Raw genomic sequence first — 24,292 nt, 5'->3', positions numbered from 1 at the left:
CCATCACTCCACCACCGCTGCGTAGCGTGCCAAGAACATCTCCACCGTGGACTGCACGATTAACTTTTGTCGCTTCTTCGAAGGCTTTGGCTCGCCGTGCACGATGATCGGCCAAAATGCAAACGCCCTTAGCAATCCAACAAATTGATGGGCGGCGAATTCGGTGTCCATGTCCTGCAGACAACCCGCCGCCTGTGCTTCGTCGAGCCAATTTTGAACTCGCACCAACAGCTTCTTATGGGCAACCCGGCCGCCGACTTCAGGCTCGACCAAGACCCGCGACAAGCCCGCCCGAGCCAGCATCTGAACAGCATCGGAGGTCAAGAAGGTGATTTCGGAACTGGCCAACTCCGTCAACTGCTCGGCGATATCTCCATCAGGATCAAACGCACAAGTCGGTAGCTGATCCGCACGATGCAGTAGCTCTTCGATGATCTCGTCAAACAACGCATCTTTGCTGTCGAAGTGGTTGTACAGCGTGCGTTTGCTGACCTCCGCCACCTCAGCGATCCCATTCATGCTGGCCGCGTAATAGCCTCGGGATTGAAACTCTGAAACGGCAGCCCGAACAATCGAAGCTCGCTTCCGATCGGTCAAACGCCCACAGTCTTCTAAAACCGCCTTCGCTTTTCCTGCCTTCGCGGCATCAGCCTTTTTCGACTTTGACAAACTGCACTCCCCGGTTTACTTTTTTCGCGACGTGCGAAAGTGTACTACCGGGTTTACTTTTGACAACTGAGAAAATGGGGACAGATCGTCATTTTGCACGACGACTTGCGCACCGCCCCCTCATCTGAGCCGTCTCTCGATCTGGAAGAAGTGGGATAAGTCGCGAACCAAACTCGTGCTTCGGCTACTTTTCAATTTGGAGTTGGTCGTAGTGGATGAGGCGACGAATCCCATCCGCTCACAACCAGACGGACGCGTCACCTCGCCCAATACCCCCAACTTAAATCTGGATGAAGCACTAGACCGCGTTGACGTCCACCACGACGCGGCCTTTGACTTTTCCTTGCAGAATCTCTTCCGCCAAACGAGGCACATCGCTCAGCTTGGCCGGCTGGATCATTTCATCCAGTTTGCTCAGCGGTAGGTCGCTGGCCAATCGTTGCCACGCGGCCAGACGTTTCTCCGTTGGCGCCAACACAGTGTCGATTCCTAGCAAGTTGACTCCCCGCAACAAGAATGGAATCACCGACGCAGGCATCGCCGCACCTCCGGCCAACCCGACGGCAGCAACCGATGCCCCGTACTTGAGTTGACCAAGCACACGAGCAAGCATCTCACCGCCCACCGCGTCGACGCACCCAGCCCAAACGGCAGGTTCGAGTGGCTTTTTCGACACCGAATTCAGCTCTTCTCTAGCGACAATGCGAGTTGCCCCTAACGACTTCAAATAGCCAGAGGCCTCGGGACGCCCCGTCACGGCCGCCACTTCGTAACCAAGCTTGCTCAACATGGCCGTCGCGATTGAGCCCACACCACCCGCCGCACCGGTCACCAACACTTCGCCCTGGTCCGGTTTCAAACCGTGATCCTCCAAAGCAAGCACAGCCAATCCCGCTGCTAATCCGGCCGTACCAACCGCCATCGACTGCTGCAGCGACAATCCTTTTGGCAACGGCACCAACCAATCCGCTTTCACGCGAGCCTTCTGAGCAAAGCCGCCCCAATGCGACTCGCCAACATGCCAGCCCGTTAGTACCACCTGATCGCCTGGTTGGTATCGCGGATCACTCGAACTCTCAACCGTTCCCGCGAAATCAATCCCGGGAACATGAGGATAGTGACGCACCAACGGACTGTTCGCTTGCATGCATAAACCGTCCTTGTAGTTGACCGTCGTGTAGTCGATCGCCACCGTCACATCACCATCGGGCAATTGATCGTCGGACAACTGCTGAATGGTTGCAACGTTCGCTGCATCGTCGCTTTTGCTAACTACCAAGGCGTCAAAAGTCATCGCAAACCTCAAAGGAATTTGTATCGTAGAGTCGAACAAGCGGATCACCGCCATCGCTGACGTCGCAAGCATTGTGCCAACGTCCACACTAAAGCATTTTGCGATTCAGTGCGACACAACTGAAACTCAGCCGTGTTCCCCTTTATCAGCATCGACCGGGGCAACGCCCCCCGCATCAATGGGGTTGAACTTGTGTGTGCTCTATTAGCCAATCGGATGCATCACGAAGGCGAGCGTAGTTGCTGCGATCGCGACTTTTCGTGGCATCCGTACTTGAGACCGTCGAAGCGATTCCAACCAAGCGCCAACCCCGATCAGTCATCAAGAACAACGGCGAACCGCTGTCCATCAATGCCACCGAAACATTCGGATGATCCGGGTCGGTGGTGGGCAGCAGTTTCAACGACCACTTTCCGTCTCGCGTTTGGTCGATCGTGTTGTAGCCAGCGTGAAAATTGCCAGCCAGTCGTTTTTCGGGCAAAGGGCCCGAGATACCATATCCGCCCAACCAAACCTGTTTGCCAACGGCGTCATCCAACGCCCAACCGATCGGGACCGCTCCTTTTACTTCGCGACTGAGTTTCAGTAAAGCCAGATCGCTGTCCGGCGAAAGGTGCAGTGATTCAACTTGATAAACCTGATCGTCCAAAGCAGGAAACTGAACCGACAACATTTGGGCGGTCCAAGCTTCCGTGCCATGCTTGGATGTCAGTACCCACTTGCCCCCCAACGCCACACAGCTTCCGCCCAAAACACGCAGCGGCGTGTAACGCAACTTGCCAACATTCCGCATCTCGCCCCGTGCTTCCGTTTCCGGCATGGTTCCTTTCCGCCAGATGATCGCGTTGGAATCTTGCGACATCCCAAGCAACACGATCAGCAATACCAACAGTCGCACGCCCAACGATGGGAAATCGCTATTGCGTGTTTGCAGAAACGAATCGTTAGATCGATTTCTAAGAAACGAAAAGCTCATAACCGAAGGATGCAGAGAGTGGGGGAAATGCATTGAGTCAACGCAGATGGCAAGCGGCTCATTCTATGTCAAATCCAGTCCATGTGGCGGCACCGAACTGCAACATGCCGATTCACAAACCACAGCTCATTCAATCACCGCTTCAGGCATTGGGTGATCAACCAGCTAGATGCCGGGAAACCGCCGCCCCGATCCTCTTCTGATTGCAGCGTTCCAACAACACTTGCTCGCATTCATTGAAAGCCGCAAACGTCTTCAATTTCGCCGCCAGCTCTTGGACAAACCGGTCTTCGTCCGCGACGTCCTTTTCAATCACGAGGTTACGCACCAACAAAGTTCGAGTCGCACGATCTGCCTTTGGATCGAGTCGGCCGACGAATTGATCACCGAACAAAATCGGCAAGCAGAAATACCCATGTTGCCGCTTGGCTTCGGTGACGTAGCACTCGATCTGGTATTCGAAGTCGAACAACTGCGACAAACGTTTCCGCTGGATGACCAAGTTGTCAAAAGGCGACAACAGATGCACGGCTTTCCCGACGCGGGCCAATGCGGCGACCTGCAAGATGTCATCGCGAGAATAATACACACTCGGATTACCCGGCACACGGACCTCCGTTAACTCACCATCCGCCAACATTGATTGAGCTTCGCGACGCAAATCCGACTTGATCCCCTTACGCAAATAACTCATCTCAGCATCCGTCGCGAAGCCCTGCGATTCGATCGTACGATGGATCAAATGACGATAAAATTCTTGCGAACTTGGTTTGGTCGTGTTCAGCCCGTCCGGCAACACGCGTTCGGTCAAGTCAAATACCTTTTGAAAACCGTCACGATGGCTGACCATCAATTCGCCTTCGATAAACAACTGCTCTAAGGCAATCTTCGCTGGCTTCGAGCCACCCCAAAAGTTAGACGGGCGGTCCGATTGTGATTCGAAATCCCTAGCCTTCGCCGGTCCCTCTTTTCGAATCCGCTGCTTCACCGCCGCCATCATCTTCTTGTCCGGCTTCCGCCAATGCTTTTGGCCCGACGCGATGGCGTGCATGTACGGCAAACTGAACCGGTAATCTTCCATCGGCAACAATGCTGCTGCGTGCGACCAATACTCGAACACCTTCCGCTGCTTTTGCGCCTCATCAAGCTGGCTTTCATCGAATGATGGCAATCGCGTCCAGCACGTGTGTAGATGGGCACGTTTGATTACCGAAATCGTATCGATTTGGACGTACCCCAACCGCACAAAGCAATCCAGCAGCGCCGATTGCCCGCGACCAAAAGGGTTCTTCTTGTGCAATCCCTGACGCATCAGCACTAAACGCCGTGCTTGCGATTGCGTTAACTCGATCATGCGACCAGCGGACATCGTGGAGCGAAGCGGTATGTCAATGGAACCCGCCGAGCACGTTCTTACCTATCGCTCGACCACTTTCCTGTTGCGTGTGAGCTTCTTTGAGTGTCGCCGCACTCATCATGCCCAAGTTGTTTGTTACCGTGCAGATCAGCGTGCCGTTATCGATCATTTCGGACACTCGATTGAGCAACTCCCGTTGATAATCCATATCGTCGGCCTGGAACATTGACCGAGCGAACATGTATTCCCATGCAAACGTCAACGCTTTTTGTTTACCGGGTTTGATATCCAACGTTTCCGGATCGTCGATGAACGCGACATGGCCGCGAGGCTTGATCAATTCCAAGATAGCTGGGAAGTGACCGGCGGTTCCTGTTAGGGCGGCGACATAACTTGGCTGCAGATCCAGTGCCTTCAACTGATCAACCAAAGACTCGCGGTGGTTGATCACGTGATCCGCCCCCATCTTTTCTGTCCACTGAATCGTCTCCGAACGCGATGCCGTTGCGACGACGGTCAGCCCTGTCAGCTTTTTAGCTAACTGAATCAGAATCGACCCTACTCCGCCCGCACCGCCAATGACCAACAAGGTCTCGCCAGCGCCTTCGCCCTCTTTCACTGCAAGTGCCTCAAACAACAATTCCCACGCAGTAATCGACGTCAGTGGCATGCCGGCGGCTTCAGCGAAATCCAATGTCACCGGCTTCTTACCAACGATCCGCTCATCGACAACGTGATACTCCGCGTTTGTGCCTGGACGAGTGATATCGCCTGCATAGAAAACCTCGTCACCGACCAGATACCCCGTCACGTCGCTGCCTACCTGCGTCACCACGCCCGCCGCGTCGTAGCCGATGATTTTGGTCCCCGATTCAGGGCTCATCATTTGTCGGACTTTGACATCGACAGGATTCACCGATATCCCTCGAACTTCGACCATCAGATCGCGTGGCCCCACCTCAGGCATTTCGGCTTCGAATTCGATTAACGAGTCTTCAGCGGTGATAGGACCGGCTTGCTTGTATCCGATAGCTTTCATCAAAGTTCTTTCCGTAATGAGTGTGAGGCCGGTTTAAAGAGTCTGATGCAAATGACCAGTCTAGCCCGCCAACCGCCGCGGCGGATGACGATCGAAATGTGGCAGATGTCACCGCCGTAAGCAGCTTAAGTCTAAGTGGAGATCAACGACCACCACGGTTCGAACACGCCCGCCGATCACTAGACAGACCGATGTCTTCATCGCGGAGCAATTATCTATCGCCCGCCATACACTTCAGCAGCCCGATTGCGAGAACCCGCAATTGCGTGACTATCCAGGTGTTCCGATCAACATTTAATTTGCCCGGCACGGGATTGGCGATGCAGCCACGTACTTAGCCTGAATCGCTCAAACGTCCAACCCGTGCTGTTTCATCATACGATACAACTTCCGACGTTCGACACCAAGCGTTCGAGCCGCAGCGGACTTGTTACCGTTTTCGCGTTCTAAAACTTCTTTGATGTGATCTCGCTGCAATGAAATCAACGAACCTTCCGACGCCGAGGCTTCCGGCGATGACGGGTCCATAAGCGATTCGAACTGATTTGGTAAATCCTCGAGCAAGATGACATCGTCGGACAAGATCTTCGCCCGTTCCATGATGTTGATCAATTGGCGAACGTTCCCTGGCCAGTTGTAAGCAAGCAGTGCTGCACGTGCTTCTTCATCCAATTCGTGCTGGTCACCGAGGAACTGGTCTATCAACAATCCAACATCGTCGCCTCGCTCCCGCAGCGGCGGCAACTCGATCGCCAAAACGTTAATGCGATAAAACAAGTCTTCGCGAAATCGCCCCTCAGCCACTTCCGTTTCAAGCCGGCGATTGGTCGCAGCGACGATGCGAACATCGACCCGCCGCTCTTTCTCCGATCCGACCCGCCGCATCGTGCCGTCCTCCAGCACCCGAAGCAACTTAGGCTGCAACGCGAGCGGCAGCTCTCCGACCTCGTCAATGAACAACGTGCTACCGTCGGCGACTTCGAACAACCCGGCCTTGGACGCAGTGGCACCGGTGAAGGCCCCCTTTTCATGACCGAACAATTCACTCTCGACCAATTTTTCCGGCAGAGCAGCACAGTTGACCGTCACGATCGGTCGGTGCCCGCGAGCACTTCCGTGATGGATTGCTTGAGCGACCAGCTCCTTTCCCGTTCCGCTTTCGCCTTCGATCAAAACCGGCTTGTCCGTCGGTGCAACCCGATCGATTAACCGAAAAACCTTCTGCATCGGCTTAGACTCGCCCATGATCTTCGGGGCTGACCGCTGGGTGCGTTCGAGGACTTCTCGCAATTGCGAATTTTCTCGCCGCAATTGGCGTCGTTCCATGGCCGCATAACACCGTCGCTCCAGTTCAGACATAGGAAACGGCTTGGAAAGGAAATCAAAGACGCCCCGCCGCATCGATTCCACTGCGTTGTCGATCGATCCCTCGCCGGTCAACACGATCACTTCCGTGTCCGGATTGACATCTCGCATCCGCTGAATCAGCTCCAATCCGCTCAATCCAGGCAAATTCCAGTCCAATACCGCGATATCAAAATCTCGCTTTTGACATTCGCCCACACCGTCCTGGCCACTGGTCGTGTGGGTCACACGATGGCCGTTCAACTCGAACCAACGCACATAACCTGACACGAGGTCCAAGTCGTCATCAATAAACAATATGTCCAAGTTTTCTATGCTCATATAAGCCATTGTAGGACAGGGGGCCGTTCGGTCACACTGTGGATAACCCCTCTTTGGCGGACTTTACATTACTTCACTACCGGAATGTCCTATGGACGTTGCACGCAAACTGCTTGAGGCGGACCTTCGAGGGCAAGCGAAAGTTCTTAAACACCTGGCCCAAGGTGCGTCACTTGACGAAGTACTCCACACACTGGTCGACGTCGCAGAAAAATCACGGCCAGAATTAATCGCCTCCATTCTATTGCTTGACGCAGAAACCGGTCGGTTCCAACACGGTGCCTCGCGTCAGCTACCTAAAGAATATCGCGACAGCATCGACGGCATCAAACCAGGCCCGAATGTTGGGTCGTGCGGCACGGCGGCCTACACTCGCAAACGAGTAATCGTTGAAGACATCAGTACCGATCCGTTGTGGGAAGGCGTCCGAGAGATTGCAAAAAAGGCTTCGCTCCGCGCCTGTTGGTCGGAACCCATCATCAGCTCAACCGGTGATGTGCTTGGCACCTTCGCCATGTACTACCGCGAACCCAAAGCTCCCAGCGAAAACGATTGCGAGTTTGTTGCCAGCAGTGCCAATTTGGCCGCGCTGGCGATTGAGCGTGTCCGTTACCAACAAGAAGTCGAACATGAGCGGGCGGTTCTGAAAGCGATCGTCAAAGGGTTCCCTGATGCACTGATATTGGCCAACCTCGAACGCGATATTACCCATGCAAGCGTCGGTGCCTTACGCAGCTTTGGCTACGAGGACCAAGAACTTATCGGTAAATCGGTTTCGGTTTTGTACGACGACCCAAACGATTTTATCCAGCAAGGTATTGAACGATTTACGCCTGACAAAACCAAGAAGCGTCCAATCACAGAGCTAACCGAGCTGACTTGGAAAAAAAAATCTGGCGAAACGTTCCCTGGCGAGTTGATGGGTGTCCTCGTACGAGATGATCACGACAATCCACTCGGCGCAGTTGGTGTGATACGCGATATTTCTGAGCGCAAAGCCGCGGAAGCGAAACTCGCCGAAAGTCAACGACGATTGGTGCACGCTGAACGACTCGCCGCGATGGGCCAAATGGTTTCCGCAATCGCGCATGAAAGCCGCAACGCATTGCAACGGATTCAGGTCAGTGTTGAGATGTTGCGTTATGAGTTGAGCGAAGGCAGTGTGGCCCGAGACGACTTAGAACGTATCAGCCGCGCCGAACAAGACTTGGTACGACTACACGACGAACTTCGCAGCTTCGCCGGTCCGATACATCTGGCTTTATCCAGTGGATCGTTAGCGAATGCATGGCGGCAAGCATGGAAGAACTTGCATTTGTCGCACGCGGATCGCGATGCCGAATTGATCGAGGAGTGTGACAACGTTGACTTAACTTGTCAGTTCGATGCATTTCGCATGGAACAGGTCTTCCGAAACCTATTCGAAAATTCATTGGCCGCCTGTGAGGGCCCAGTTCGCATTCGACTGAAGTGCAGCCAACAATTAGTTTCGGGCTCGCCAGCGATTCAGATTTCTGTCCGCGACAACGGGCCCGGCATCCCCCCCGACATGAAAGATCGCGTTTTCGAAGCCTTCCAAACGACCAAGTCGAAAGGGACCGGTTTGGGCATGGCGATTGCTAAGAGATTCGTGACCGCTCATGGCGGCTCGATCGAAGCCGGTAGTGCCACCGGTGAAGGTGCCGAGTTCCTGATTATGTTGTTGCTAAATATCGAATGACTCGCCGTTTAAGACTTGTGATCGCAGATGACGAAGACGATATCCGCAACTGTTTCGGACGACTATTGGAAAAGCTCGGCTACGATGTAGTCGCCGACGCTGCCGATGGATGTGAATTGGTCCAACGGTGTCGCGAACTAGTCCCTGATCTCGTGATCACGGACGTGCAAATGCCGTTGATGACCGGAATCGAGGCAGCACAAGAACTGAACAAGACTCATGCGATCCCGTTTATCGTGATGTCCTCATTCGAACGCTTCACCGACGAAAACCCGGACGGTCCTCAATGCGATGCCGTGACCGACTATCTGCTTAAGCCGGTCAGTGTGCCTGATCTACAACTGGCGATCGCCCGAGCTTGCAACCTGTAAGTTAGCGCCGCTACGCTTGGATGCAGACTGCAAGTGCGCGTATTTGGGCAACTCGCCTGCAACGCTGGACACCCATGGACAAACGCTAATTTTGCGCAGTGTGAGTTGGCGTTGGAACTTTCTAACGCTATTGATTTTGCCGTCGCTGCGTCAATCTGTCGCCTACCTAGCCCGCCACTCGTGCTAACCCGTAGAACTGAAAGAATCGGCGCGCAAAGGAAAAACGCACATAGAAAAGAAGCACTCGCATAGAGAACACACGCATAGAAAACAGCATGCGGGCAAATGCAACGGGAACCCCATCGTTCAACCGGTGTATTTTAAAGGCACCATTTGGAATGTCATGATTTGGAATACAGCGTACTCCAAACAGCGGCATGCTTCGGACAAACGGAATGCTGAAGAAAACCACGAAGGACACCTTGCCCAAGCCCACCTTGCCATTCATCGAATACGTCGCGCTGATGGCTTCATTGATGGCCTTGGTTGCTCTATCGATTGACGCGATGTTGCCCGCGATGCCAGACATCGGCAGCGAGTTGAAAGTCGCACGCGAGAACGATGTTCAACTGATCGTCTCGCTGTTGTTCTTAGGAATGGCGATCGGACAAATGTTCTTTGGTCCACTGTCTGACACTCTCGGTCGAAAGCCAACGCTTTGCGGCGGCTTGTTGTTGTTCATAGCCGGTTCACTTTTGTCGCTAGTCGCGAACAGTTTTAACGTCATGTTGATCGGACGATTCATCCAAGGTCTTGGCGTCGCTGGACCTCGCAGTGTTTCCGTCGCATTGATTCGCGATCAATACGAAGGCAGAGCGATGGCCCGCGTCATGTCGCTGGTGATGACCGTGTTCATCCTGGTACCAGTCATCGCCCCCGCGCTGGGACAAGTGATCCTATTCGTCGCGGACTGGCGAGCCATCTTTGGTGTGTTCGTCGTACTCGCGGTAATCCTGCTGATTTGGTTGGCCGCACGTCAGCCTGAAACACTCCAGCAAGAAGACCGGATTCCATTTTCCGTTAGACGACTCTGTGTAGCCTTGCGCGAAATCGGCACCAACCGCGCAGCGATGGGATATACCCTGGTCGCCGGGCTTGTGTCGGGTGCTTTCTTGGGCTTCCTGAGTTCAGCGTCCCAGATCTTTCAGCAACAATACGGCCTCGGATCGCAATTCCCAATCTATTTCGCTGTCCTAGCACTAGCTAGTGGCACGGCATCCTTCGTCAACTCAGGCCTGGTGATGCGATTTGGCATGCATATGTTGAGCAACCGAGCCATGCTTGGACTCGCGGTAGCCTCAATCGCCTTTTGGGGTTTCGCCTATACCCAATCCGGTAGCCCAGCATTATGGACGACGATGGCGTACTTTTTGATCGCGTTCTTTTGTGTCGGAATCCTGTTTGGCAACTTAAACTCGCTCGCCATGGAACCACTTGGGCACATTGCCGGTATCGGTGCTGCAATAGTCGGGTCTTTGTCAACCCTGCTCGCCGTACCACTAAGCATGGCAATCGGGCTGAGCTATGATGGCACGATTCTTCCTTTAGTGGGCGGGTTCGCGATCCTTAGCCTGGTGTCGCTGGTGGTCATGCGATGGGCCGGCAAAGAGCCTGCACCCGTCGCCTGCCATGATCTCAACTGATTGCACGATCTGCAATGTCAAGAGATGCCGCGAAGAAATCAGCCGCGACAGAATCACTCATCGGCTAACACCAACTTGCACCGCCGATCAAGTTTGATCATTTCTTTTCCAGCAACGCTGCTAACTCAATAAGATCCTTCACCACGTAGTCAGGCTTGGCTACGTTCGGGTACAGCGTCTTACCTGGACGTGCGATGAAAACAGTTTGCAAACCGACGTTTTTCGCGCCTGCCAAATCCCAAGCGTGGGCGGCGACCATCAAAGCTTCTTCTGGTTTCACACCTAGGTCATCTAGCACCATCATGTAAGTGGCCGGATGCGGCTTGTACTTCTGAATCGTTTCGACGGTGTACCGTTTCTCGACAAAGTCAGTCAGCCCGGCGTTCTGCATTTGCGTTTCGACGCCAACCGCCGACGAGTTCGTCAAACTGACAATACGCACTCCACTGGCTTTCAACATTCGCAAACCATCAATGACGTCGGGGTGAGGTGGCAGTGATCGCAGCGGAGGCACGATCGCGGCCTCGGCTTCCTCATGCGTCATGTGGATGTCCTGCGTTTCGGCAACCATCATCAATGCTGCCGTCCCGATTTCACCAAAGCCGTGATAGTTATTGCTAAGCGTTTCGACCAGCGAATAGTGCAACATGGTCGAGAACCACAACGGCAACAGATCTTCACGCCCGCCAAGTGCCTTGCCAACGGACTCTTTTAACGGTGCCAAATCCAATAGCGTTTCATTGACATCCAGGATAATGACTTTGGGCATTGGCATCGGACTCACTCGATTGGTTTTGGAACTAGACGGACTGTCTTGAGCAAGCACGGCGGTTGCTGGCGTCATCGCAACAATCAGCATCGCAAGCAGGATCGGTCGCACGTTTCGCATCTATCTTCTCCGGGTAATGAACATTTCCAGGTTGATGAATCTGCAATCCCAAATCCGCTTTTGGCAAACGCACCTCAGCCAACATCGATCAGCAAATTCAATGCCCATTGCCAACATGCGTCCGCCCGACTCTGTGATGCTTGAATGTTCCGACTCGAAATTCTTGTAGCGAAAACGGCCTCTCAATGCAGACCAATGAACATCGCCGATCAATCGCACGTTGCCCGAACGTCGAATCAAAAACGCAGGTGGTGGTGATGTCGCACGAACCCGGTATGGTAGCTTTCTAGGCCAGCGAGATTTCGTCTATTAATCACGCTGAGCCATCGGCCCAAATAGTTCATTCACCCGCCACCGCTTCCCATTTCGTGCATTCCGATGCCCAATTCGCTCGCTGAATCCCTCAGTCCCTACCTGCTTCAACACCAAGAAAATCCGGTTAACTGGGTGGCCTGGAGCCCCGAGGCTTTTGAAACAGCCAAGGCTCGCGACGTTCCCGTTTTCCTTTCCGTTGGCTACGCGGCTTGCCACTGGTGCCATGTGATGGCACACGAAAGTTTCGAGAACGAAGAGGTCGGTGCATACCTCAACGAACATTTCGTTTGCATTAAAGTCGATCGCGAAGAGCGACCGGATATCGACCAGATCTACATGAACGCTGTGCAATTAATGACCGGACACGGCGGTTGGCCCATGAGCGTGTTCATGGATCACGACGGGCGTCCTTTCTATTCGGGAACCTATTGGCCGCTTCATTCGCGTGCCGGGATGCCAGGCTTCCCGCAAGTCCTTGAGGCACTTGTCGACGCTTGGACCAACCGACGCAGCGACATTCGCGATCACGCTGGCGAAATCTCCAACGCCTTAGCCCAACTAGCCGTCGGCACCGGAGAAACCGCCACGAACGTTCCCGGCCCCGATCGAATCGGTGTCGCTGCCGAATCGCTACTGAAGTCCGTGGACCAAACTTGGGGCGGGTTTGGTTCAGCACCCAAGTTCCCGCACGCTACCGATTTGGATCTCCTTATCCGCGTTGCAAAGCGAACGGGTGATACAAGACTTATCGATGCCGTTGAATTGACCCTCGATCGCATGGCAGCGGGCGGGATCCGCGACCACATTGGTGGTGGTTTTTCTCGCTACAGCGTCGATGGTCAGTGGCTGGTGCCGCACTTCGAGAAGATGCTGTACGACAACGGACTGCTTGCCGAAGTGTACACTCGCGCGTTCCAAGTCACCGGCAACCGGCGGCACGCCGACGTGGCTGCGGAGATCCTTACCTACGTCCAGCGAGACATGATCGACGAGGGGACTTCCGACAGTTCCGGTGGCGGGATTCACTGCAGCGAAGACGCGGACAGCGAAGGCGTCGAAGGTAAATTTTACGTTTGGCATCCTGCGGAAATCTTTGAGGTGCTTGGCGAAGAACGCGGGGCGCGGTTCTGTGCCATCTACGACATCAGCGAACGCGGTAATTTTGAAGGCACCTCGATTCCAAATCTTCGCCAAAGCATCGCGAAGTGGGCCGTGCAAAGTTCGACGGACGAAGACGAGCTCAAACGACTGCTAGCCGAAGACAAGGAAACCCTCCGCCAACATCGCGCAACACGCAATGCACCGGGTCGAGACGATAAGATCGTTGTCGCTTGGAACGGGCTAGCCATTCGAGCGTTCGCAATCGCAGGAACCGTGCTCGATCGGCAAGACTTCATTCAAACTGGATGCAACGCTGCCCGATTCGTATTGGACCAGATGCGAGATAGCAATGGGCGGTTGCTGCATGTCTACCGCAAAGGCACCTCGCATCTTCCTGCTTATGTCGACGACCATGCAATCTTCGCCGATGCACTGCTAGCGTTGTACGAGGCAACTGCGGACGAATCATGGCTAAGCGAGGCCGTTGCGATCGCCGATCAATTGGTCGAGCATTTCCAAGACGCCGAAGCCGGCGGTTTTTATTACACCGCGGATGATTCCGAAGAACTGATCACTCGCATCAAAGACTGGCACGATGGATCCTTGGTCAGCGGCAACGCGTCAGCCGCGATGATCTTGCTGAAACTATCCCGACTGACCACCCGCGATTGGACCGGCGAAGTGGAAGCAACACTACGATGCGCCGAATCGGTGATCCGCGAACAGTCACGAGCCTGTTCTGCGTTGCTATCGGTACTTGATGAGTTCCACCATGGCGGTGAACAACTAGTCGTCGCTGCGCATCATCGAAACGATGTGGCCGCGATCGCCCACGAACAACTGCGTGGCTACCAACCCGGACGAATTCTCGCTTGGCAAGTCGCTGACGAGGCAGAACAACCATCCTCGGCAATTAAGCCCGAATTACTCGCGGGCAAAGAATCACTGGGGCAACGGGTCACGCTGTATCGATGTCACGATTTCCGCTGCGACGCTCCCGAGATTGACCCACATCCGATAACCCCCAGCGTTTAGATGACCGCAGTTTGGTTCAGGGCCCAATGCGGAACAGGCTGAAGCCTGGACTCCAACGACGTTGGTGTACAGCCTTTAGGCTGCTCGGCGAGTTTCTTCACCTTGGTAGTTCGGCTCAGTGGTCGCTTCGTCAGACTGCGTCCCAGTCGTCAAACTGGGAAGCGGCAACTCATCCGAAGCATTCGATTCGCGGTAGCGAACCTTGCGTCTGGGTTCGGGTGCCATGCGATCAAACAAGGTTCCCATCCATTTGGGATGATAGCAGATAAACGCCCATGTCAAACCGATCGCCACGCCACCACAGATATCGCTAGTGAAGTGAGCACCGGAGGTCAAACGCTGCAGCAAGACGCCTGCCCAAATCATCGCGAACAGGGCGCGTCCTCTCGGCAGTACGATCCATAAGCCAATCGTTAACGCGGTTGCGGTCACAACGTTTCCACTGGGAAAAGCCCGCGTTCCAAGATCGAATGCGGCGATTTCACTTAGATCCCAGTCGAACGCCCACAACCATGCCGATTCATGACCGGCGTATTCAAGATCGATGGTGCTGGGTCGAGGACGCAAAACAAACATCTTCGTAATTGTCGCCAGCGCGCCCCCACCGAGTGCCAATGTAGCCAAGCGTGGGACCTGCCATCGCAACCGTGGTGCCAGCATAAAAATGGCAAGCAAAACCAAAAACACGCCTGTACCATGAGAAAACACCAACGACAAATCCAGTGCCGAGGCGATTTCCCGATCCAAGGGATCATTGGCGATGTAATTGGCGATCGACATATCGACCAACGTCAACACCGGGACCATCATGGCGGTGATAGCCGCCATATAAAACAGGGTGATGGGCCGGTAAAGCGATGTCGCTTCGTTCGTGGTCGTGGAAGTGGTCTGCATGACAGTACAGTTTGGTTGACAGTACGGCGTTTTCGACAAATACCAAGCGTAACGGCCGCAAAATGGCCGACGAAGGTACGCCTGCAATGCGGAAACAGTGGAAAGACGAACCACTGATCATTCCTGTTAACGAATCGTCGCACCCCGGTGGAAGATCAAACCCAATGAATTTGCCATATGCCCGCCCCATTTGATTTGCTACCAGACAACCGTTTATTTTCACTTAGGCGTTTACTGGAACTCAGGTGAACCCATGAAGAAGCACGTTACACGCCAATTGTCATTCTTGCGTGCCACCGCCATCGGGGGCATCTTCTTTCTGCTTCCGCTGGTGGTTGCACTATTCTTTCTGGGTCAAATCGCCCAGGTGGTTTACGCCGGAGCCGTTCAACTGCAGCCCGTCTTGCGGGACTACTTGGGGATTAACGATCCAACCGGCTATGGGTTGATCTTTGCAATCGCACTGCTGGTGATTGTGCTGGCCTGTTTTGCCGCTGGCATATTAGCTAGCCGGTCCGTAGCCCGGCAATTCACCGGAGTGATGGAAAAGTATCTGTTGATGCTGTTTCCTCGCTACGCAATTTTTAAAGAACAACTCAGTGGCAACATTGGCGGGGACATCGCCAAAAACCGGCTTAAACCAGTCGCGGTTCGTTTAGAGGGCTACTCCCGACTGGCCTTCGAAGTGGAACGCGGCAGTCTAAACGCTACCAACTCGAACGAACCGGACAGTAAGCCAACCAGTGAGGAGCAGACCAGTGAAATAGTCACGCTGTATCTACCCGGTGCCCCGGACCCTTGGACGGGTACAGTGATCTACGTCACCGCGGATCGCGTGGAAGCGGTCAAGGCTCCGTTTCCTGATGTTTTGGGTGCATTCGAGAAACTGGGCACCGACACCCAAAAGATTCTGCGTGGCGAACCAGTAAACGTATAATGCGGAATGCAGTCAATTTCCTGCACCGTTCAAGCTGAATCCTTAGCCCAACCTGAAGCCATAGCGAGACATTGCATCGACGCTGCTTCCTCCAACATGCCAGCTTCTACCGCTCACCTACCGGCATCGACTCGTCTGGTTTATTGGTGGTCCGTAACAACGATAGGCTGGGCGATGTTAACAAGAGTCTCACCGTTAACCCAGCCGGAATCGACCGCCGATCCGGCGATCGGCGTGTGGCTTACGTTGCTGCAGTGCGGCTTTCTTCAAGGCGTCGCGTTGACGATCCTGATTGCCTGGTCTTGGTTTCGAGCTTCGCCACTAAAAACATGGGTGCCAGTCGTATTCATGATCGCGCCGCTGTTTTTTGGCGTCGATTCGATTGCGTACCAGCTCGCTGGGCAACACATTCTCTCAATGCGTTTCGCCGAAATACTGAAGGAAGTTCCCGTCGGACTGATCCGGTTCGTTTCACTCGGAACGCTAATACCGATTATGGGGTGGGTTGGAAGCTTGGCGGTTGGCGGCTGGATCGCTTGGCTTTTCGAAAAGCGGCTACCCCGTCACTGCCGATTACAAACGATGACGCCGAACGTCACGGCTAAGCTTATCGCTGTCGCATGTTTGGTTGGCCTAGCGGTCGCGTTCTCCCTGGGTGGATCCATCGCCGAGCGTATCACTCCCGCGTCGACCGGCCGGGAATTGCCGCCGACCCTTCATCCGTTTAACGCACTGGGCTGGCTCGATAAGCCGATAACTAACGTCGTTCGGGCCAACGACAGGCCACTGATTTCAGTGCCTTCGGCCCCGTTACAATCCGCGATCCAGCAACGCATCAATCAAATGCGGATGAATGTGGTCATGGGTGATCCATCCTCGACCGAGAACCGCCTGCGACCGGATGTGTTGATTGTCATTGCGGAGTCACTCCGACCGGAGATGGTTGATTCCGCCGTCATGCCAAACGTGCATCGCCTGGCACACCAAGGCTTGTGGCTACGCCAGCACTTTTCCGGTGGGAACGCTTCTAGCCTAGGCGTGTTCTCGATCGTCAGTGGACTGGAGGCGGCTTGGTTTTACAAATCGGAAGTTCGCTTCGCGCCGCCGATGAACCGCTTGTTTCGCCAAGCCGGTTACGAACTCGGATTTTTTGCCAGCACCAATGACTGGGCGACCTTCCAAATGGACTCGTTTCTATCTGACCGACATTACGACGTCTTCCAGGATGAATCCTTCAGCGGCCTCGACGCCGATCGACGGGCAATCGAATCAACCGAACGTTTCCTAACCCCCAACCCTGATCGACCGCCACGCCTCGCCGTTTTGTGTTTGTATGGGACCCATGCGCCATTTTGGGTGGACGAACAATTAGCCGCTGACCAACCATCGGCAAACTCTCAATATCCTATTCCCTTTCCGAAGTCTTTGCGTGGCGAGGTTTGGAACCGTTACCGAAACGCCGCCAGAACGCTGGACGCTTCGCTGGCTGGGTTGATCACACCAGACGCAAACACCAACGGGGCACCATCTCGAAGACGAATTGTGGTCGTCACAGGAGACCATGGCGAATCCTTTGGCGAAGACGGAACGATCGGCCATGGATTGAAACTTTCAAAAGTTCAAACGCAAACCGCCGCCGTGATCGCTGGACCGAGAATTCAACCCGACGCGATCCAGTTACCCACAGCACACGCGGATATCCTGCCGACGTTGCTTGCCGCTTGTGGCTTGGGCACTTCGATGCCTTCCCAGTTCGACGGGATTGACCTGACACAGTCCGATTCCGCATCGGTGACGCCCCCACTCACGCAACGTCAAATTTCGATCGCAGGCTACGTCGGCAAAGAGATCTTGATCGTCAATCCGAAGAACAATGACGAGGGCCGCGAATGCTTTGGGTTGCGTTGTCGTTGCTCGTTAATTGATGGAGAACTTTCGGCTAAGAACTGGATCGGACGCGACGGATCGTCTTGCCACCTCGCCCCCTACGACAATCGACATGCGAATGAACTTTTACGACGTTGGGCATCTCGGATCGATGGCCACGCTATCCTCACCGACGTCCCTTCAGGCAAATTAGGCGAACCGTGAACCGGAACCTCTCGCGAAATCATTGCCAGTGCGACTACCATGACGAGATGGCTTTGGCCTGGTTCTGCCTCCAGAAAGTCCTTGCCGTACTTGAAAAGTGTCTAGTCGGCCGGATTCGCCGCACCCCCATCGACGTCGCTGGCGGACCTTATTGCGAACCGGTTAAGATAGCTCGGCCCACCGCCCCAACCTCCCCTCTCGTTGTCCCAGTCTGCCGTTCATGCCCGCCTCCAAGATTCACTTTGTCTACTTTGACCTCGGCAACATCCTTGTTTCCTTTGACCGGGAACGCTCGTTCGAAAATCTGGCTGGCCTATTTGCCTTACCAGAAACAGACCCAACGACTGGCCTAAGTGCCAATGCGAAAGCGGACCAAGTTCTGAACGAACGAGGCTTGCATGACCAACTGGAAACCGGCTTGATCAGCGAAGCCGAATTCGTTCAGTCCATCCGCGACCGCTATGCCCCCGCTCTACCGACGGGCGACGATCAAGCAATTCTGCAGGCGATCAGCGACATGTTCACTCCCATTGATTCGATGCGGGCCGTGATCAGCCGGGTCCGAGCGGCGGGATTGCCGATCGGCATCTTAAGCAACACCTGTGATGCGCATTGGACGTGGATTAACAGTCAAGAGTACGATGTGATGGAAGGTCCCTTCGATCACGTCGTACTTAGTTACGAAGCGAAATCGATGAAGCCCGATCACCAGATCTACATCGAAGCGGAGACCCACGCGGAAAGAATTTGCGGTGCCCAACCGAACGAAATATTGTTCCTTGATGATCGCGAAGAGAACGTGGCCGCGGCGTTGGAACGTGGTTGGTGTGCGGAGGTTTGTTTGGGTGGGCCGACCGCCGAAGCGGCTTTGGTGCGACATCACGTTTTGCCGGATCAACTGCTTAGTACTTAGCGAGGCCAAGTAAAAGCGATACGACGCCACCACAACAAACATCGAATCCGAACCTCGATAGAATCAAAGCTCAGTGAAACCAAAATGCTCAGCGACATTAAAATGCTCAGCGAAACCGAAATGGATGTCCAATGATGAATATGTCTTCAACCGAGCAAAACTTTAGCGAGATCACCAACGTCGCTCCGACTCCCGCTCGCACGGCGCCAAGGACGGTTGCGGTTATCGACATCGGCGCGATCAGCATCCGCATGTCGATTGCCGAAATTCATCCAGACGGACATGTACGGACGTTGGAATCGCTGCTGCAACCGGTCGACTTGGGCCGAGACGCTTTCGAAAGTCGTCGTTTAAGCCGCAAGGGAATCGAACGAGCGGCGACAGTTCTAAAACGCTTCCGCCGCATTCTTGATGAGTACGGTGTGCACGACGCGAGCGATATTCGAGTCGTCGCGACGACGGCGGTGCGAGAAGCAACCAACCGGATCGCGTTTGTCGATCGTGTGTTCGTCGCAACCGGACTGGATGTTGAGCCGATCGACGAAGCGGAAGTGAACCGCATCACGTACATGAGCATCACGCCCAAACTGCTGGCGCGTGCGGAAACGGCGGAATCCAAATCAGTAGTCTTGGAAGTGGGCAGCGGCAGTACGGAACTGTTGATCATCCGAGGCGGCAACGTGCTGCACTCCGATTCGTTTCGGTTGGGATCGCTGCGACTGGTGCAATCGATCGATGCATCCGGTGTTCACGGCCCGCGTTGGCGTCAGCTGTTAGAGACGCATATTAAGCGGTTTGTGGTTCGTATCGCCGAAGACTTGAAAGCGGACGCTCCGCTGGAACTGGTCCTAATGGGTAGCGATATTCGCTTCGCGGCTCATCGTCTTGTAGACAATTGGGACGAACACGCGTTAACCAAATTGCCGGTCGAAAAGCTGGAAAAGCTGACCGGGCAAATGCTGGAAATGGGGGAAGACGCGATCGTTGACAAGTTCGGTGCGACGTTCGTTGAAGCTGAAACGCTCGGCCCAGCATTACTGGCGTACACGCTTTTCGCGAAGCATTTCGAATTGGATTACGTCTTTGTCAGCGGCGGCAATCTGCGAGACGGCTTGCTCGCCGACATGGAACAAAGCGGTAACTGGACCAGCGAATTTCGGCAACAAATCATTCGATCAGCGGTTTCGTTGGGGCGAAAGTTTGCCGTCGACCAATCGCACGCACGGGCCGTTGCTGAATTAACCCGGCTGGTGTTTGAGCAACTTGCCGACGAACACCAACTTGATCCTCGCCACGAAGTCCTGTTGTACGTTGCCGCGTTGCTGCACGAGGTGGGTTTGTACGTCAGCGTGCACAGCAATCACAAGCACGCATACTACTTGATCCGAAATAGCGAACTGTTCGGACTGAGCCGCCAAGAGCTTCAGTTGGTCGCCTTGGTCGCTCGTTACCACCGACGTGCGTCACCCCAGACGGGACATGAAGGTTATTCATCACTAGACCGCAAAGACCGTGTCGCAGTGACTAAGATGGCGGCTATGTTGCGAATCGCAATCGCTTTGGACGACACCCGCAGCGGTCGGATTCGCGAAGTCATTTGCACCCGCGAAGAAAAACGAATGGTGATCTCGGTTCCTGGCGTCAACGATGTCTCGTTGGAACAACTTGCTTTGGGCAACGCATCGAGCCTGTTCCGTGACATCTTCGGCGTGCCCATCCTGTTACGAGCCGGTAAAAGCGCAGTATGAAATCCGCGAAGCTTATCTCTCCGCAAGACAACACCCCAACACGAGCACGCGTCGCAGAACCAACGGTTACGCGGAATCGTGCGGTCGGCTGCGTCCGAGCTGCCTCATTGGGCTGCGCAATCGGACTCACCGTTGCAGCGATGCCCTCAATCAGCTCCGCCCAATCGCCGCCACCAAACGCCAATATTGACCGTCCTGTCTCTGTCACCCCCGTTGCCGAAAGCTCCCACATTTTGGTTCCCGAACGCTCTCGACTGATCCTGGCTCAAACCTCTTCCAGCGAATCATCGCGTTCGACCGACCGTTATGCGGAAGCCAGAAAGCGACTGGTCGACACTCGGATTCGCACCGCTGGCGTGACCAACGAAAGAGTGCTCTCGGCGATACAACAAACCGCTCGGCACGAATTCGTTCCGAAGTCGGTGCGTGAAAAAGCCTACTTCGACATGGCCCTTCCCATTGGTTCGGCACAAACGATCAGCAGCCCGTTCATCGTCGCTTCGATGACCGAAACACTTGATCCACAACCCACCGACCGAGTTCTCGAAATCGGTACCGGAAGCGGTTACCAAGCGGCTGTGTTGAGCCCGCTGGTAGCAGAGGTTTACTCGATCGAGATTGTCGAGTCGCTAGGTATCACGGCCCGCGCTGCGCTGGATCGATTGGGTTACGACAACGTCTTCACCAAGGTAGGCGACGGCTTTCTCGGTTGGCCGTCGAAGGCGCCATTTGACAAAATCATCGTCACCTGCAGCCCCGAATCGGTCCCCGTCCCGCTGGTCGAACAACTCCGCGAGGGCGGTTCGATGATCATCCCGGTCGGCGAACGCTATCAACAAACTCTGTACCGGATGACCAAGAAAGACGGCGAACTGGTCCGCGAACCACTACGGCCGACGTTGTTCGTTCCGATGACAGGAACCGCTGAATCCGGGCGACAACGCCTGCCGGACCCGGCCAATCCCACGGTCGTTAACGGAGGTTTCGAATCCGTGCCCCCGACTACCAAAGGATCAACCGCCCCGGAAACGCAACCCAGGGCCACTCCATCCGAAGTCGCACCGACCGCTCCGCTTGGCAAGGAAGGACTCGCCAACGACGGACTCGACAAGCAACATAGCGACGAGTTCATCGACGGCTGGTATTACGGGCGCCAGGTGAAGCGACACGTCGAAAACGGCAACGCCATGGCTCGGTTTGAAAACGAAACCCCTGGTTTGGGCTCGCACCTATTGCAGGGATTGGCGATCGACGGCAGCAAGGTGTCCATGATTCGGCTTTCCACGCGGGTCCGAACCCAAGACGTGCAAAAAGGGCCTGACGCGGACGCACTGCCGATGCTCGCGATCAGCTATTACGACGAATTACGTCGTGAACTGGGCATGGTGTCTTTGGGGCCTTATCGTGGATCCCGCGATTGGAAATCCGACAGCCGGCTATTGCGAGTACCACCGACCGCCCGCGAGGCGATTATTCGGATCGGCTTGTTTGGAGCGACCGGCAGAGCCGATTTCGACGAAGTCCGTGTCGAAAAAATGGGTCGCTAGAAGAGCTTCCTGAAGCATCAACGGCAGCCGCAAAAGTCGGGTTTAGCGACCTTTCTAGGCCAGCTAAGCGATCACCCCCCTGAGGGACTGTCTATTCAGTCCATTTGATCGCTAAATTTTACCCAGACTGCTTGATCGCCCCCCTCGGCTCGCTATCCTATCTTGCGGCGGAGTGGGCAATCGAGGCCCCAATCTGCAAGTCTGTTGAATTTCAGATGGCCCCGCGGACTGCTTTCTAGCTGACTTAGACAACCTGGATCATTCGCATCCATCGGCGGCATCACAATCTACCAATTTTGAAGATGGAGGGACGTTCATGAGGTGTTTGCACCTATTGGTCGGTCTCACGCTGGCACTGGCAATCAGTGCTCCGGCTGAGGCAGGTGGCTCTTATGGGAGCTACGGAAGCGGAGGAAGCTCCGGCGGTATCGTTCACGGCAGCAGCGGTGGCGGACTTTTGTCCGGTTTACGCGCTCGCATCGCCGCTCGGCATGCCGCATCGCACGGTTCCTCGGGAGGCTACTCTCTAGGTTCTTCAGGTGGTAACGCCTCATCAGGTGGTTCGTCAGGCGGTTCATCCGGTGGCGTTCACGTCGCCAGCTACCGTGCATCATCAGGCGGAGCATCTTCGGGCGGTTCGTCCGGTGGCGCGTCTTCCGGTGGTTCATCCGGCGGCGGACTGTTCAGCCGACTTCACGCACGCATCCACGCTCGTCGTGCTGCAGCGTCCCACGGCAGCAGCGGTGGTTACACCGTTGCACGCTCGAGCTACTCCAGCGGTGGCTCCGCTTCCAGCGGAAGCAGCGGTGGATACTACCGTGCCGCTTCGGTTAGCAGCGGTTCGCACGGCAGCAGTGGCGGCTACTCGGCTCCGATCAGCTATTCAGCTCCCGTGTCCTACGCTGCACCGATCATCCAATCGGCTCCAGTCATCCAGTCAAGCTACCCTGTTGAATCCAGCTATCCTTCGGGAACCATCATCGACTCGGGAAGCTACCCCGTCGATGGTAGCGTGATTCATGGCAGCTCTTCTTCGATGGGCGGGTCGGTCATCGACGGTGCAATCATCAACAGCGGCGCGAGCTACGAATCGCACAAGCCGACTTTGGATGATGACGCTGCCTTGTTGACCGTTGCCGTACCTGTGGAAGGTGCTCGTGTTACCGTCAACGGTCACGAAACCACCAGCGACGGAATGGTTCGCCAGTTCATGTCCCGTGGATTGAAGGACGGATACCTGTACACGTACGAAGTCGTCGTGACCTACGACGTCGAAGGCCGTGAGATGCAGGATTCCAAGACGATCAAGCTTCGTCCCGGCGATATGGAACGAATGGTCTTCTTGCAAGACGAAGAAACCGTTTCGGAAGAAGCCGACTCGGCACCTGCGGAAGAAACCCAAGTCAGCACCCCGGCTCAAGCCGAACCTACCGAAACGGTAGTTCAGCTTTACGTTCCTGCTGATGCCAAGGTTACTTTGGCTGGTAACGAAACCAACGGTTACGGTCGCGTACGGACTTTCCGCACCACGCAATTGGCCGCCGGTCAAAGCTGGACCAACTACACCGTCTCGGTTGCCGCAACTGTAAACGGCAAGACCATCCGTCGTGAGCAAACCGTCGACGTCGCCGCTGGCGATTCAGTCGAGTTGACTTTCGACTTCAACAGTCAAACCGTTGCGATGCGTTAATCCGCCTCGTCGATTGGTTGAGAAATTCGGAAAGCCACGTCTGATTCATTTCAGACGTGGCTTTTTTCTTGGTTCGAACAACACATCGATTCACCAACGAAACAACCCCGGCTTGGAAACATTTCCAAACCGGGGTTTCGTTGTTTAACTGCAATACTTTTCAGCGGGGACGACCTGCCAGATGCGGATCAAATGGTCATGTCACCGAGAGGGAGAGAGGCGACGGTCGAGGATGCAGTTGATTACTTCAATAGGGCTCAGTGGCAGCCGCAAGGTGCTTCGCAACCGCAAGCTGGCTCGAAGCCACAGCTTGGCTCGCAACCGCAAGCTGGCTCGACAACTTCGCAGCAACCAGCGTCACAGCAGCTCTTCTTGCT

The 24,292-nt window shown here is 54.9% G+C and carries 18 protein-coding genes; 10 read left to right on the top strand and 8 right to left on the bottom strand.

Annotation, left to right across the window (positions count from 1 at the left end):
* Positions 1-3: 3 nt before the first annotated feature.
* From ACR3ZL_RS11550 to ACR3ZL_RS11525, 6 genes are all read right to left on the bottom strand, one after another.
* Positions 4-669, bottom strand: a complete 666-nt coding sequence (locus ACR3ZL_RS11550) for a TetR/AcrR family transcriptional regulator (RefSeq protein WP_473653004.1) — start codon at positions 667-669, stop codon at positions 4-6.
* A gap of 298 nt (positions 670-967) precedes the next feature.
* Positions 968-1,963, bottom strand: a complete 996-nt coding sequence (locus ACR3ZL_RS11545) for an MDR family oxidoreductase (RefSeq protein WP_473653005.1) — start codon at positions 1,961-1,963, stop codon at positions 968-970.
* A 175-nt stretch (positions 1,964-2,138) separates the two neighbouring features.
* Positions 2,139-2,939, bottom strand: coding sequence for a trypsin-like peptidase domain-containing protein (locus ACR3ZL_RS11540; protein WP_473653006.1), 801 nt, complete (start codon positions 2,937-2,939; stop codon positions 2,139-2,141).
* A 157-nt stretch (positions 2,940-3,096) separates the two neighbouring features.
* Positions 3,097-4,308, bottom strand: a complete 1,212-nt coding sequence (locus ACR3ZL_RS11535; protein WP_473653007.1) for a winged helix-turn-helix domain-containing protein — start codon at positions 4,306-4,308, stop codon at positions 3,097-3,099.
* 19 nt (positions 4,309-4,327) lie between these two features.
* Positions 4,328-5,335: a zinc-binding alcohol dehydrogenase family protein gene (locus ACR3ZL_RS11530; protein WP_473653008.1), complete on the bottom strand. Its 1,008-nt coding sequence runs from the start codon at positions 5,333-5,335 to the stop codon at positions 4,328-4,330.
* A 348-nt stretch (positions 5,336-5,683) separates the two neighbouring features.
* Positions 5,684-7,021 carry a sigma-54-dependent transcriptional regulator gene (locus ACR3ZL_RS11525; RefSeq protein WP_473653009.1) on the bottom strand — a complete coding sequence of 446 codons (1,338 nt, stop codon included), beginning with the start codon at positions 7,019-7,021 and terminating at the stop codon, positions 5,684-5,686.
* A gap of 91 nt (positions 7,022-7,112) precedes the next feature.
* Here ACR3ZL_RS11525 and ACR3ZL_RS11520 point away from each other — a divergent pair, with 91 nt between their 5' ends.
* The 3 genes from ACR3ZL_RS11520 to ACR3ZL_RS11510 all read left to right on the top strand — a co-directional run bounded on the left by ACR3ZL_RS11520 (position 7,113) and on the right by ACR3ZL_RS11510 (position 10,755).
* The gene (locus tag ACR3ZL_RS11520) at positions 7,113-8,741 is read left to right on the top strand and encodes an ATP-binding protein (RefSeq protein ID WP_473653010.1); all 1,629 of its coding nucleotides are present in this window, start codon (positions 7,113-7,115) and stop codon (positions 8,739-8,741) included.
* Positions 8,738-9,112, top strand: coding sequence for a response regulator (locus ACR3ZL_RS11515; RefSeq protein WP_473653011.1), 375 nt, complete (start codon positions 8,738-8,740; stop codon positions 9,110-9,112). Before ACR3ZL_RS11520 ends, ACR3ZL_RS11515 begins: the two co-directional genes overlap by 4 nt.
* A gap of 395 nt (positions 9,113-9,507) precedes the next feature.
* Positions 9,508-10,755 carry a multidrug effflux MFS transporter gene (locus ACR3ZL_RS11510; RefSeq protein ID WP_473653012.1) on the top strand — a complete coding sequence of 416 codons (1,248 nt, stop codon included), beginning with the start codon at positions 9,508-9,510 and terminating at the stop codon, positions 10,753-10,755.
* Positions 10,756-10,852: 97 nt separating this feature from the next.
* Here ACR3ZL_RS11510 and ACR3ZL_RS11505 read toward each other — a convergent pair whose 3' ends face one another.
* Positions 10,853-11,530 carry a haloacid dehalogenase type II gene (locus ACR3ZL_RS11505; protein WP_473653574.1) on the bottom strand — a complete coding sequence of 226 codons (678 nt, stop codon included), beginning with the start codon at positions 11,528-11,530 and terminating at the stop codon, positions 10,853-10,855.
* Positions 11,531-12,022: 492 nt separating this feature from the next.
* Between ACR3ZL_RS11505 and ACR3ZL_RS11500 the strand changes: the two genes are divergently transcribed.
* Positions 12,023-14,095, top strand: coding sequence for a thioredoxin domain-containing protein (locus ACR3ZL_RS11500; protein WP_473653013.1), 2,073 nt, complete (start codon positions 12,023-12,025; stop codon positions 14,093-14,095).
* Between the two features lie 75 nt (positions 14,096-14,170).
* On the opposite strand, the gene ACR3ZL_RS11495 is transcribed toward ACR3ZL_RS11500, so the two are convergent.
* Positions 14,171-14,989, bottom strand: a complete 819-nt coding sequence (locus ACR3ZL_RS11495; protein ID WP_486173467.1) for a phosphatase PAP2 family protein — start codon at positions 14,987-14,989, stop codon at positions 14,171-14,173.
* Positions 14,990-15,242: 253 nt separating this feature from the next.
* Between ACR3ZL_RS11495 and ACR3ZL_RS11490 the strand changes: the two genes are divergently transcribed.
* The 6 genes from ACR3ZL_RS11490 to ACR3ZL_RS11465 all read left to right on the top strand — a co-directional run bounded on the left by ACR3ZL_RS11490 (position 15,243) and on the right by ACR3ZL_RS11465 (position 23,915).
* Positions 15,243-15,926 (top strand): DUF502 domain-containing protein, encoded by a 684-nt coding sequence (locus ACR3ZL_RS11490; protein WP_473653016.1) that lies wholly within the window; start codon positions 15,243-15,245, stop codon positions 15,924-15,926.
* Positions 15,927-16,100: 174 nt separating this feature from the next.
* Positions 16,101-18,017 (top strand): sulfatase-like hydrolase/transferase, encoded by a 1,917-nt coding sequence (locus tag ACR3ZL_RS11485; RefSeq protein ID WP_473653017.1) that lies wholly within the window; start codon positions 16,101-16,103, stop codon positions 18,015-18,017.
* 220 nt (positions 18,018-18,237) lie between these two features.
* Entirely contained in the window at positions 18,238-18,930 is a 693-nt protein-coding gene (locus ACR3ZL_RS11480; RefSeq protein ID WP_473653018.1) for an HAD family hydrolase, read from the top strand.
* A 131-nt stretch (positions 18,931-19,061) separates the two neighbouring features.
* Positions 19,062-20,678 (top strand): Ppx/GppA phosphatase family protein, encoded by a 1,617-nt coding sequence (locus ACR3ZL_RS11475; RefSeq protein WP_473653019.1) that lies wholly within the window; start codon positions 19,062-19,064, stop codon positions 20,676-20,678.
* 140 nt (positions 20,679-20,818) lie between these two features.
* Positions 20,819-22,225, top strand: coding sequence for a protein-L-isoaspartate(D-aspartate) O-methyltransferase (locus ACR3ZL_RS11470; RefSeq protein WP_473653020.1), 1,407 nt, complete (start codon positions 20,819-20,821; stop codon positions 22,223-22,225).
* Positions 22,226-22,541: 316 nt separating this feature from the next.
* Positions 22,542-23,915 (top strand): TIGR03000 domain-containing protein, encoded by a 1,374-nt coding sequence (locus ACR3ZL_RS11465; protein ID WP_473653021.1) that lies wholly within the window; start codon positions 22,542-22,544, stop codon positions 23,913-23,915.
* The last annotated feature ends 377 nt before the right edge of the window (positions 23,916-24,292 follow it).

This window comes from Rhodopirellula sp. J20-39 (genome assembly GCF_057365095.1).
This window is presented reverse-complemented; position numbering and strand designations above follow the sequence as displayed.

Excerpts from the sequence above, each read along its gene's own strand:
- ACR3ZL_RS11535 (WP_473653007.1), bottom strand. The coding sequence starts at position 4,308 with ATGTCCGCTGGTCGCATGATCGAGTTAACGCAATCGCAAGCACGGCGT.
- ACR3ZL_RS11540 (WP_473653006.1), bottom strand. The coding sequence starts at position 2,939 with ATGAGCTTTTCGTTTCTTAGAAATCGATCTAACGATTCGTTTCTGCAA.
- ACR3ZL_RS11520 (WP_473653010.1), top strand. The coding sequence starts at position 7,113 with ATGGACGTTGCACGCAAACTGCTTGAGGCGGACCTTCGAGGGCAAGCG.
- ACR3ZL_RS11480 (WP_473653018.1), top strand. The coding sequence starts at position 18,238 with ATGCCCGCCTCCAAGATTCACTTTGTCTACTTTGACCTCGGCAACATC.
- ACR3ZL_RS11515 (WP_473653011.1), top strand. The coding sequence starts at position 8,738 with ATGACTCGCCGTTTAAGACTTGTGATCGCAGATGACGAAGACGATATC.
- ACR3ZL_RS11500 (WP_473653013.1), top strand. The coding sequence starts at position 12,023 with ATGCCCAATTCGCTCGCTGAATCCCTCAGTCCCTACCTGCTTCAACAC.
- ACR3ZL_RS11495 (WP_486173467.1), bottom strand. The coding sequence starts at position 14,989 with ATGCAGACCACTTCCACGACCACGAACGAAGCGACATCGCTTTACCGG.
- ACR3ZL_RS11475 (WP_473653019.1), top strand. The coding sequence starts at position 19,062 with ATGATGAATATGTCTTCAACCGAGCAAAACTTTAGCGAGATCACCAAC.
- ACR3ZL_RS11510 (WP_473653012.1), top strand. The coding sequence starts at position 9,508 with ATGCTGAAGAAAACCACGAAGGACACCTTGCCCAAGCCCACCTTGCCA.
- ACR3ZL_RS11465 (WP_473653021.1), top strand. The coding sequence starts at position 22,542 with ATGAGGTGTTTGCACCTATTGGTCGGTCTCACGCTGGCACTGGCAATC.
- ACR3ZL_RS11490 (WP_473653016.1), top strand. The coding sequence starts at position 15,243 with ATGAAGAAGCACGTTACACGCCAATTGTCATTCTTGCGTGCCACCGCC.
- ACR3ZL_RS11525 (WP_473653009.1), bottom strand. The coding sequence starts at position 7,021 with ATGAGCATAGAAAACTTGGACATATTGTTTATTGATGACGACTTGGAC.
- ACR3ZL_RS11470 (WP_473653020.1), top strand. The coding sequence starts at position 20,819 with ATGCCCTCAATCAGCTCCGCCCAATCGCCGCCACCAAACGCCAATATT.
- ACR3ZL_RS11530 (WP_473653008.1), bottom strand. The coding sequence starts at position 5,335 with ATGAAAGCTATCGGATACAAGCAAGCCGGTCCTATCACCGCTGAAGAC.
- ACR3ZL_RS11485 (WP_473653017.1), top strand. The coding sequence starts at position 16,101 with ATGTTAACAAGAGTCTCACCGTTAACCCAGCCGGAATCGACCGCCGAT.
- ACR3ZL_RS11545 (WP_473653005.1), bottom strand. The coding sequence starts at position 1,963 with ATGACTTTTGACGCCTTGGTAGTTAGCAAAAGCGACGATGCAGCGAAC.
- ACR3ZL_RS11505 (WP_473653574.1), bottom strand. The coding sequence starts at position 11,530 with ATGCCAATGCCCAAAGTCATTATCCTGGATGTCAATGAAACGCTATTG.